1 protein-coding gene is annotated in these 1,783 nt (G+C 69.7%); it reads right to left on the reverse strand.

The window, feature by feature from the left end:
• Nucleotides 1–170 precede the first annotated feature (170 nt).
• On the reverse strand, nucleotides 171–1,637 hold the full coding sequence (locus AB0F40_RS27500; RefSeq protein WP_357475515.1) for an IS1380 family transposase: 1,467 nt from the start codon (nucleotides 1,635–1,637) through the stop codon (nucleotides 171–173).
• Between the last annotated feature and the right edge of the window lie 146 nt (nucleotides 1,638–1,783).

The following is a 1,783-nucleotide window of genomic DNA, read 5'->3' on the forward strand; positions in this document are numbered from 1 at the left end:
CTAGCCTCGATCATTCACTTGGTGGGTAGCCCGGCCTGAGCGGTTCGTCCGATTTGGTGGTTGGCGCGTCTTGGGCATGGTTGCCGTGCGCGTGTCGCTGCGTGCGCCGGTTCCGGCCGGGGGTTGTGCGGTCGCTCCGTTCCGGTTCGTGGGAACAGTCGTCGGGCTGGTCAGGTCACGGCGGGTAGAGCCGCGAGGCGGTGCCAGGCGGTGGTGATCGCGTCGGTGTGCGGGTGGTCGCGGTCGAAGCGCAGCCACCTTTTGCGGGCGTGGTGGGCCAGGCGGGCGGGCAGCCAGTAGACCAGCTCGCGCATCGTGGCTGGCTCGGCCTTCGCCAGGAGCTCGTGGTCGTGGAAGGCGAGCAGCCGGGTCCAGACGTCGAGGTCACGGGCGATGCCGGTCAGCAGGACCCAGGCGGTGTTGATCCGCCAGGACGCCGAGGGCAGCAGGCCAAGGCCCGTGGTCTTCGCGGCCCGGACGTGGTCCTCGACGACGGCGTGGTGACGGTGCAGGACATCGAGCCACTGCGGCTGGTTCGTCCCGGGGATGCCGCGCATCCGGCCGATGTTCGTCGCGGTGATCGCGTATTTCCACCCGGTGGCCTTCTCCAGGGCGGTGACCTTCCCCGCAGCCTGGTCGCGTGGCGCGATCGGGACCCGGCGCACGATCAGCCGCATGCTGGTCGGCCAGCCGGGCCGCTTCGCCAGCCCGGTCAGCTCGGCGACATGCCCGTACTCAGACCCGGGCCCGCCGCAGCCGTGGGTCTCGTCGCTGGTCGCGTCGTCGTAGTCGACGGGCGGGGCGATCGTGCCGTCCTGGTCGAGGTAGGGCACCCATACCCGCTCGGGCAGAGCCTTGATCGCTGCCTCCTCAACGCTGGTGATGGTCCAGCCGATCGTCCAGGCCACCCGGCGCCGGGTGGTGCCCAGCCGTTCCAGGTGGCTGACCGTGTCGTGGGACGCGCCGGCGCCGTCGATCCGCACCAGCAGCTTGGAGTGCCGGCCCTCGTCAGGGATCTGCGCGAGGACCTCGTCCAGCACGGTGACGTGGTCGGTCGCGGTATTGCTGCCCGCGTTCCCCGGTCGGGGCAGGATCGACAGGGACTCGCCGGTGTTCGCGATCCACCCGCCGAGGTGGTGGTGCCCGAACCCGCCCTTGTAGGTCCCCGTCGCGTTCTGCTTACGGGAGTGGCAGCCCACGATCGTGGCGTCCAGGTCCACCACGACCCACCCCTCCAACCGTTTGCCGCCGACCCGCAGCCACGGGAAGCCGCCCGGCCGCGCGGCCAGCATCCGCCACAACGTCCTGCGACTTCTGGCACGAGCGCGCGACAAACGCCTCAAGACCCGCTCGTCGATGGAGTCCAGAGTCCGCCACAGCGTCGAGTCCGAACCGCACGACCCGAACGTGCCGGCATGGCCGGCGAGCATCCGCTCGACCTGCGACAAGTTTCTGGCCCCCGCAGCGATCGCCGACGCCGCACCCACCAGCACCGCCCCGCGGCAGATCCGCTCGACCCTGCCCGGCCCGAACACCTCCGAGATCCGAGCGGTCAGGCCGACAGCGTCGGCGGTCTTACGCAGCAGCACCACACCCGCGTTCGCGACCAGCCCTTTACCGTCAGCGGTCAGTTCCAAACGCGCATCCCACGCGGTAGTCTCGCCCACCAGAAAGGTGCTCCGATCCTCAGCCCGACACGTCCCTCGACAAGACGTATCGTGCCAGTTCAGAGCACCTTTCCTATGCCTTGACTCACCTCACCCACGAAGGATCGAGGCTAGAC

The organism is Promicromonospora sp. NPDC023987 (assembly GCF_040639055.1).
Classification (GTDB): domain Bacteria; phylum Actinomycetota; class Actinomycetes; order Actinomycetales; family Cellulomonadaceae; genus Promicromonospora.